This window comes from Streptomyces javensis (assembly GCF_039525925.1).
GTDB classification, from domain to species: domain Bacteria; phylum Actinomycetota; class Actinomycetes; order Streptomycetales; family Streptomycetaceae; genus Streptomyces; species Streptomyces asiaticus.
Map to the genome: position 1 here is coordinate 327,266 of NZ_BAAAIF010000002.1, position 9,531 is coordinate 336,796.

The 9,531-nt window shown below is 72.6% G+C and carries 2 protein-coding genes and 1 pseudogene; all 3 read left to right on the forward strand.

What is annotated here, in order from left to right; translation table 11 throughout:
* Window positions 1-85 precede the first annotated feature (85 nt).
* Window positions 86-7,081, forward strand: a pseudogene (locus ABD329_RS04055) (type I polyketide synthase); the annotation flags it as partial.
* A gap of 369 nt (window positions 7,082-7,450) precedes the next feature.
* The gene (locus ABD329_RS04060) at window positions 7,451-8,653 is read left to right on the forward strand and encodes a cytochrome P450 (RefSeq protein WP_198281419.1); all 1,203 of its coding nucleotides are present in this window, start codon (window positions 7,451-7,453) and stop codon (window positions 8,651-8,653) included.
* A 52-nt stretch (window positions 8,654-8,705) separates the two neighbouring features.
* On the forward strand, window positions 8,706-9,531 hold an 826-nt coding region (locus ABD329_RS04065; RefSeq protein WP_344315954.1), incomplete at its 3' end, for a beta-ketoacyl synthase N-terminal-like domain-containing protein.

Genomic DNA, 9,531 nt, shown 5'->3' on the forward strand with positions numbered 1-9,531 from the left:
CAGCACAGAGGCCAAGCTGCGGCACTTCCTCAAGGAGACCACCGAGGACCTCCGGCGCACTCGCCGCCAACTGGACAAGCTCCTGGCCACGCGCAGCGAACCGATCGCGATCGTCGGCATGGCCTGCCGGTACCCCGGCGGTGTGCGCAGCCCCGAGCAGCTGTGGGAACTCGTCGAGTCAGGCGGTGACGCGATCACCGACTTCCCCGCCGACCGGGACTGGGGCGAGGTGCCGTCGAGCACCCGCTCCGGCGGATTCCTGCCCGACGCGGCCGAGTTCGACCCGGCGTTCTTCGGAATGTCCCCGAGGGAGGCGCTGGCCACCGATCCGCAGCAGCGGGTGCTGCTCGAGCTGGCCTGGGAGGCGCTGGAACGCGCCGGGATCGTGCCCGGCACCCTGCACCGGAGCCGGACGGGGGTGTTCGTCGGCGCGCTGCACCAGGACTACCAGTCGGTACTCGACCAGGTGCCCGATCTGCCTCCCGGATTCTCCGCGACGGGCAACGCGTGCAGTGTGATGTCCGGCCGCATCGCCTACACCCTGGGCCTGGAAGGCCCGGCGGTCACCATCGACACGGCGTGCTCCTCGTCGCTGGTCGCCCTGCACCAGGCCACGCTGGCGCTGCGGTCGGGGGACTGCTCCCTGGCCCTGGCGGGCGGGGTGACCGTGATGTCCACGCCGTCGGCCTTCATCGACTTCACCCAGCAGGAAGGTCTGGCCCCCGACGGCCGGTGCAAGTCGTTCTCCGACGACGCCGATGGCACCAGCTTCTCCGAGGGCGCGGGGCTGCTCGTCCTGGAGCGGCTGTCGGACGCCGAACGCGAGGGACACCAGGTGCTGGCGCTGCTGCGGGGCTCGGCGGTCAACTCCGACGGCGCGTCCAACGGCCTCACCGCGCCCAATGGCTCCGCTCAGCGCCGCGTGCTCAGCAGCGCACTGGACAACGCCGGTCTGCGTCCGTCCGACGTGGATGTGGTCGAGGCGCACGGCACCGGGACCAGGCTGGGCGATCCGATCGAGGCCGGGGCGCTGCTGGCCACCTACGGCCAGGACCGGGAACGCCCCCTGCTGCTGGGGTCGTTGAAGTCGAACATCGGCCACACCCAGGCCGCGGCCGGGGTCGGCGGCGTGATCAAGATGGTGGGCGCGCTGCGGCACGGGATCGTCCCGGCGACGCTGCATGTGAGCCGGGCGAGCTCCCGCGTGGACTGGGCGGACGGCGCCGTCGAACTGGTCACGACCGCGCGGCCGTGGCCGGGGACCGATCGGCCACGGCGCGCCGGAGTCTCGTCGTTCGGCATCTCCGGCACCAACGCGCACGTGATCGTCGAGCAGGCCGCGCCACAGCCGCAGACCGAGTCCTCGGATGAGGGGCCGAGCCCGTGGGTGCTGTCCGGCCAGGACACGTCAGCGCTGCGTGAGCAGGCGAGGCTGCTCGACGCGTATGTGAGCGGCCGCACGCTGTCCGCCCGGGACATCGGCTCCGCGCTGGCCCTCTCGCGCACCCACTTCGCACGACGGGCCCTGGTCACCAGCCGCGAGGGCCTGCGTGCCCTGGCCGAGGGCGAACCGTCGGCGGACGTCGTACGGGGAACGGCACTGTCGGCAACCGGTCCGGTGTTGGTGTTTCCGGGGCAGGGGGCGCAGTGGGTGGGCATGGCGGTGGAGCTGTTGGGGTCGTCGCCGGTGTTCGCGGAGGCGATGGAGGAGTGTGCGGCGGCGTTGGCGCCGTTCGTGGACTGGTCGTTGGCGGATGTGCTGGGTGATGAGGTGGCGTTGGGGCGGGTGGATGTGGTGCAGCCTGCTCTGTTCGCGGTGATGGTGTCGCTGGCGCGGTTGTGGCGTTCGTTCGGGGTGGAGCCCGCGGCGGTGGTGGGGCATTCGCAGGGGGAGATCGCGGCGGCGTGTGTGGCGGGGGTGTTGTCGCTGGAGGATGCGGCGCGGGTGGTGTGTGTGCGGTCGAGGCTGATCGCGCGGAGGCTTGCGGGGCGCGGCGGGATGGTGTCGCTGCCACTGCCGTTGGCCGAGGTGGAGGGCCTGATCGCGCCGTTTGGCGATGGGCTTGTGGTGGCGGCGGTGAATGGTCCGGAGTCGGTGGTGGTCTCGGGGACGTCCGAGGCGGTGGCGGCCCTGGTGGAGCGGGAGCCGCGGGCCCGTCGGATCGCGGTGGACTACGCCTCGCACTCCCCTGCGGTCCAGGACCTTCGCGAGGAGTTGCTGGCGGCCCTGGGGCCGATCACCCCCGCCGTGGGTACGGTCCCGGTCCACAGCTCGGTGACGGGTGGCCCGATCGACGGGTCGACCATGGACGCGGAGTACTGGTACACCAACCTGCGGCAGCCGGTCGACTTCACCGGCGCCGTCTCGGCCCTACTGGCAGCGGGCCGCCAGGTGTTCCTGGAGATGAGCCCGCACCCCGTACTCACCATGAGCGTCGAGCGGACCGCGGAGGCCGCCGGAGCGACGATCGCTGTCCTGGGCACCCTGAGGCGTGGCGAAGGTGGCCTCGGCCAGTTCGTCCGTGCCCTGGGCACCGCCCATGTGCATGGAGTACCGGTCGACTGGAGTGCCGTCTTCCCCCATGCCACTCGTGTGGATCTGCCCACGTACGCCTTCCAGCGCAGTCGCTTCTGGCCCACGGATCCTGTCGGCACCGTCGATGACACCCCGCAGTCCGAAGGCCCCCACGACATGCTGGACCTGGTCCGCGGGCATGTCGCGGCCGTGCTCGGCCATCGACGGGCCGCCGATGTCCCGGCCGACCGGGCCTTCTCCGACCTCGGGCTCGACTCGCTGACCGCGACCCAGCTGCGCACGGCCCTCAGCGACGCCACCGGCCTCGACCTGCCGATCAGCCTCGCCTTCGACCACCCCACACCGGCCGCGGTCGCCGCGTTCCTGGCCGGGGTCACCGACGCCCCGGTCCGGCGTACGGTCGCCGCGGACGACGGCGACCCGGTGGTCATCGTCGGCATGGCGTGCCGGTACCCCGGTGGCGTCGCGGACCCCGAAGGGCTGTGGCGTCTCGTCGTCGACGAGCGGGACGTCGTGTCCGCGTTCCCGACCGACCGCGGCTGGGATCTCGACCGGCTGATGCTGGACAGTGCGACCACGCAGGGTGGGTTCCTGCATGACGCGGCCGGGTTCGACGCCGAGTTCTTCGGCATCAGCCCGCGTGAGGCGCTTGCCATGGACCCCCAGCAGCGCGTGCTGCTGGAGACGGCGTGGGAGGCGGTGGAGCGGACCGGGATCGACCCGAGCACCTTGCGTTCCAGCGCGACGGGCGTGTTCGTGGGCGCTTCCCAGCAGGAGTACCTGGGGGCGGCCGACGGGGAGAACGCGGAACTCGGCGGCCTGGTCCTCACCGGCAAGATGTCCGCCGTGCTGTCCGGCCGCATCGCGTACACGCTGGACCTGAAGGGGCCCGCGGTCACGGTGGACACCGCGTGCTCGTCCTCGCTGGTGGCGCTGCACATGGCCGCCCAATCCGTACGCAGCGGGGAGAGCACCCTCGCCCTGGCGGGCGGTGTCGCCGTGATGGCGACGCCGTTCGCCTACGAGGAGTTCACCCATCAGGGCGGCCTGGCCGCGGACGGCCGGTGCAAGGCGTTCTCGGCGGAGGCGGACGGGACCGGCTGGGCCGAGGGCGCCGGGCTCGTGGTGCTGGAACGGCTGTCCGCGGCCACCCGCAATGGCCACCGGGTGCTCGCCGTGCTGCGTGGTTCGGCGGTCAACCAGGACGGCGCGTCCAACGGGCTGTCCGCCCCCAACGGAGTGGCACAGCAGCGGGTGATCCGGCAGGCGCTGGCGAACGCGCGCCTGCGCCCGCGGGACGTCGACATGGTCGAGGCACACGGCACCGGCACGGTGCTCGGCGACCCCATCGAGGCCAACGCCCTGATCGCCGCGTACGGCCAGGACCGTGAACAGCCGCTGTGGCTGGGCTCGATGAAGTCGAACATCGGCCATGCCGCCGCGGCGGCCGGCATCGGCGGCGTGATCAAGACGGTGTCCGCCCTGGCGCACCGGCTCATGCCCCGCACCCTGCACGTGACCGAACCGGCGCCCACCGTGGACTGGCCCGCCGGGGTCCGGGTGCTGACCGAGACGCTGGCGTGGCCGGAGAACGACAGGCCACGGCGTGCCGGGGTGTCCTCGTTCGGCGTGTCCGGCACCAACGTGCACCTCATCCTGGAACAGGGGCCCGACCGCCCTGACGAGGCGTCTGCCCTCGACACCGGGCCGACCGGGGTGCCCTGGCCGCTCTCCGGCCGTACCCCTGAGGCCCTGCGGGCGCAGGCGGCCCGGCTGGCCGCGCACCTACGTGACCGTCCCGGTCTGCGTCCGGTCGATGTGGGGCTGTCGCTCACGACCTCGCGCACCGCTCTCGCCTGCCGCGCCGTGGCCTTCGGCCCGGACGACCTCGACCGGATCGCCACCCAGGACCAGGCCATGCGCATCCCCGGCCCCCGTCCGGTGTTGGTGTTCCCGGGGCAGGGGGCGCAGTGGGTGGGCATGGCGGTGGAGCTGTTGGCGTCGTCGCCGGTGTTCGCGGAGCGGATGGAGGAGTGTGCGGCGGCGTTGGCGCCGTTCGTGGACTGGTCGTTGCTGGATGTGCTGGGTGATGAGGTGGCGTTGGGGCGGGTGGATGTGGTGCAGCCGGTGTTGTGGGCGGTGATGGTGTCGCTGGCGGAGGTGTGGCGTTCGTTCGGGGTGGAGCCCGCGGCGGTGGTGGGGCATTCGCAGGGGGAGATCGCGGCGGCGTGTGTGGCGGGGGTGTTGTCGCTGGAGGATGCGGCGCGGGTGGTGTGTGTGCGGTCGAGGCTGATCGCGCGGAGGCTTGCGGGGCGCGGCGGGATGGTGTCGCTGCCACTGCCGTTGGCCGAGGTGGAGGGCCTGATCGCGCCGTTTGGCGATGGGCTTGTGGTGGCGGCGGTGAACGGTCCGGAGTCGGTGGTGGTCTCGGGGACGTCCGAGGCGGTGGCGGCCCTGGTGGAGCGGGAGCCGCGAGCGCGTCGGATCGCGGTGGACTACGCCTCGCACTCCCCGGCGGTCCAGGACCTTCGCGAGGAGCTGCTGGCGGCCCTGGGGCCGATCACCCCCGCCGTGGGTACGGTCCCGGTCCACAGCTCGGTGGCGGGTGGCCCGATCGACGGGTCGATCATGGACGCGGAGTACTGGTACACCAACCTGCGCGAGCCGGTGGACTTCCATGGTGCGGTGTCGGGGCTGGTGGCGGGCGGGTTCCGGCTCTTCCTGGAGATGAGCCCGCACCCGGTGCTGACCACGTCGATCGAGGAGACGGCGGACACTGTGGCGCTGGGTACCCTGCGACGCGGCGAGGGAACACTCGACCGCGTGTACCGGGCGCTGGGGGAGGCGTTCGCACACGGTGTGTCCGTGGACTGGCGGCCCGCCTACCCCGGCGCCCGCGTGGTGGACCTGCCCACGTACGCCTTCCAGCACCAGCACTTCTGGGTCACCTCACCCCGTGACCGGGTCTCCGCCACGGACCGCTGGCGCCACCGGATCGACTGGTCCCCGCTGCCCGAGCCTCCGGCCGCAGCCGAACCGGGACGCTGGCTCGTGCTCGGCGCCACCGGGGCCACCGGCGCCCCCGGCACCGCATGGACCGAGTCGATCGTGCGGGCGCTCGGCGAACAGGCCGTCCAGGTGTCGGCGGAGGCACCGCGCGCGGAGCTCGCCGGGCGGCTGCGCGCTCAGCCGCCCGCCGACGGAGCCCTCCTCACGCCCGGGACTCCCGTGGAGGCCGCGGCCATGCTTCAGGCCCTCGACGACGCCGGACTGGCCATGCCGACCTGGATCGCCACCCGCGCCGCGGTGGCCGTCGGCTCCGCCGACCCCCGGCCGTGGGCCGACCAGGCGGGAGTGTGGGGGCTGGGCCGGGTCGCCGCCTGGGAGTACCCCACGCACTGGGGCGGCCTGGTCGACCTCCCCGCGGAGCTGGACGAGGCGGCGGCCGCCCGGCTGCGGTCCCTGCTCACCGAGGAGAAGGCCGAGAACCAGGTGGCGATCCGGTCCACCGGGCTGTACGGGCGCAGGCTCGTCCGGGCGGCCCCCGACGCGCCCGCCCGAGCCTGGACACCTGAGGGAACGGTCCTGATCACCGGTGGCACCGGCGGGCTCGGAGCGGAAGTCGCCCGCTGGGCGGCGGGCCGTGGCGCGGACCACCTCATCCTGCTCAGCCGTCGCGGGCCCGACGCGCCCGGTGCCGAGACACTGCGCGAGGCGTGCGAACAGGCCGGTGCCCGCGTCACGTTCGTCGCGGCGGACGTCGCCGACCGGGAGCGGATGGCCGCCGTGTTCGACGAGCACCCGGTCACCAGCGTCTTCCACCTGGCCGCAAGCCTCGACGACGGTGTGCTGGACACGCTCACCCCGGACGGTTTCGCCACGGTCGCCAGGGCCAAGGTGCGCGGGGCCCAGGTGCTGGACGAGCTGACGCGCGGTCGCGGCCTGTCCGCCTTCGTGCTGTTCTCCTCGATATCCGGGGTGTTCGGAGTGCCCGGTCTCGGTGCGTACGCGGCGGCGAACGCCATGCTCGACGCCCTCGCCGTCGCCCGCCGGGCGGCCGGTGAACAGGCCCTGGCCGTGGCCTGGGGCGCATGGGCGGGCGAGGGCCTGGCCACACATGTGGTGGGCGACGAACGGCTGCGGCGCATGGGCCTGACCGCCATGCCCGCCAAGGCCGCGCTGGTCGCGCTGGAGCACGCGCTCAACCGCGAGGACACCACCGTCGCCGTGTTCGACGCCGACTGGAACCGCGTGCCCGCCCACACCCGCGACGGCCTCGGCACCCTGCTGCACGAGCTGCCCGAGGCCCGCGGCCCGGCGGCCGTGTCCCGGCCCGACGCGGCCGATCTGCGCACCCTGCTCGCCGGGCTCGACGCGGTGCGGCGCACCGCGAAGCTGCGGGACCTCGTCCATGCCGAGGTCGCGGACGCGCTCGGGCACGACGACACGGTGGCCGTCGACCCGCGCCGTGCCTTCAGCGAACTCGGCTTCGACTCGCTCACCTCGGTACGGCTGCGCAACCGGCTCACCGAACTCACTGGCCTGAGCATGCCCGTGACCGTGGTGTTCGACTTCCCCACCGTGACCGAACTGGGCGAGCACCTCGCCGGACGGCTCGGCGGTGACGGCCCCGACGCCGCGGAGCTGCTGGCCCGCCTGGAAACCCTGCTCGACGAGGCGGGGCCCGACGAGCAGGGCACACTGCTGAGCGGTATGGAGGCACTGCTCAGCCGCCGACGCCCGCCGGCACTCGCCACGGACCACTTCGCCTCGGCGAGCGACGAGGAGATGTTCAGCTTCATCGACCGGGACCAGGCCCAGGACCCGGCCTAGGACCACGCCCAGCGCCACGCCCCAGCACCACGCCCGGACCCGCGTCGCCCGCCCATGCCCCATCCCGAGGAGACCCCCGCGATGACCGCTGTCGACAACCAGATCCACACCTACCCGTTCGGCCCGCAGCTCGGACTCGACGAGGACCCCGCCTATGAACGGGCCCGCCGGGCCGGGACGCTGACCCGGGTGCAGATGCCCTACGGCAGCCCGGGCTGGCTGGTCACCCGCTACGACGACATCAAGGTCGTGCTCTCCGACCCCCGGTTCAGCCGCACGGCCACCCTGGGGAAGGACGTCGCGCGCAGTACGCCCGCGATCGAGACCGACATGTCCATCCTCTCCATGGACCCTCCCGACCACACGAGGCTGCGCAGGCTGGTGGCGCAGGCGTTCACCATGCGCCAGGTCGAGCAGCTGCGCCCGGCGATCGACGAGATCATTGACGACCTGCTCGACCGGATCGAGGCGGGCGGCACCACGGCGGACCTCGCCCAGGCACTGACCTGGCCCCTGCCGGTGCGGGTGATCTGCCGACTGCTCGGTGTGCCGATCGGCGACCACGCGAGGTTCGCCCAGTGGACCGACGACATCATGTCCGTGGTCTCCACCGACCTCGAACTGATCGTCAAGGCCAGGGACGGCCTCATCGCCTACCTCGCCGAGCTCATCGCCGAGCGCCGCGCCGCCCCCGCCGACGACCTGCTGAGCAGGCTGATCCAGGCCAGGGACCAGGACCAGCGGCTCAGCGAGCAAGAACTCGTCGTCTTCGGCATGACCCTGCTGCTGGCCGGACACGAGACCACGGCCAACCAGATCGGCAACTTCCTCTTCCTGCTGCTGAGCCGCCCCGAGCTGTGGCAGCGGCTGGTCGACGACCCGAAGCTGGTGCCCCAGGCGGTCGAGGAGCTCCTGCGGTACACCCCGCTCGCCACGGCGGGCAACTTCCCCCGGATGGCCACCGAGGACGTCGAGCTGGGCGGCACCCTCGTCCGGGCGGGAGACGTGGTGATCGTGCACGTGGCCGCGGGCAACCGGGACGAGACGGTCTTCGAGAACGCCGACCGCATCGACTTCGACCGCGACGCACGGGCCCACATCGCCTTCGGCCACGGCGCCCACCACTGCCTGGGCCACCAACTGGCCAGGGCGGAACTCCAGATGGTGCTCACCACGCTGGTGCGCCGCTTCCCCCGACTTCGCCTGGCCGTCCCCGCCGACCAGGTGCCGTGGCGCATCGAACGACTGGTGAACGGCGTCAGCGCGCTGCCGGTCACCTGGTGACCCCGCGACCACGGCAACCCCACACGGCACACGCGACCAAGGACTCGGGCGGATGGCTGACCACGACAAGCTTCGCGACTACCTGCGGCTGGCGACCTCGGAACTGCACACCCTGCGCACCCGGGTGCGCGAGCTGGAGTCCGCGACCCCCGAACCGCTCGCCATCGTGGGCATGGCCTGCCGGTATCCCGGCGGGGTCCGGACCCCCGAGGACCTGTGGGAGCTGGTGGCGGGCGAGGTGGACGCCACCTCGGACTTCCCCAGGGACCGCGGCTGGCGGCTCGAGCCGGGGGACAGCCTGACCGAGCGCGGGGCGTTCCTCGACGGGGCGGGTGATTTCGACCCGGCGTTCTTCGGCGTCTCACCGCGCGAGGCACGGGGAATGGACCCGCAGCAGCGACTCGCGCTGGAGGTCGCCTGGGAGGCGCTCGAAGACGCCCGCATCGTCCCGGAAACGCTGCACGGCGGGCCGACCGGGGTGTTCGTGGGCGCCTCCTACCAGGGCTACGACACGCTCGCCGACGATGCGTCGGAGGTCATGATCGGCAATGTGTCCAGTGTGATATCCGGGCGCGTCGCCTACACGTTCGGCCTGACCGGTCCCGCGCTCACCGTCGACACGGCCTGCTCGTCCTCGCTGGTGGCGTTGCATCTGGCGGGTGAGTCGCTGCGCCGCGGGGAGTGTGACCTGGCACTGGCCGGCGGTGTCGCGGTCCAGGCGGTCCCCGCGCTGTTCGTGGAGTTTTCGCGGCAGCGGGGGTTGGCGGTGGATGGTCGGTGTAAGTCGTTTGGTGAGGGTGCGGATGGGACGGGGTTTTCTGAGGGTGCGGGGTTGGTGGTGTTGGAGCGGTTGTCGGATGCGGTGGCGTCCGGGCGTC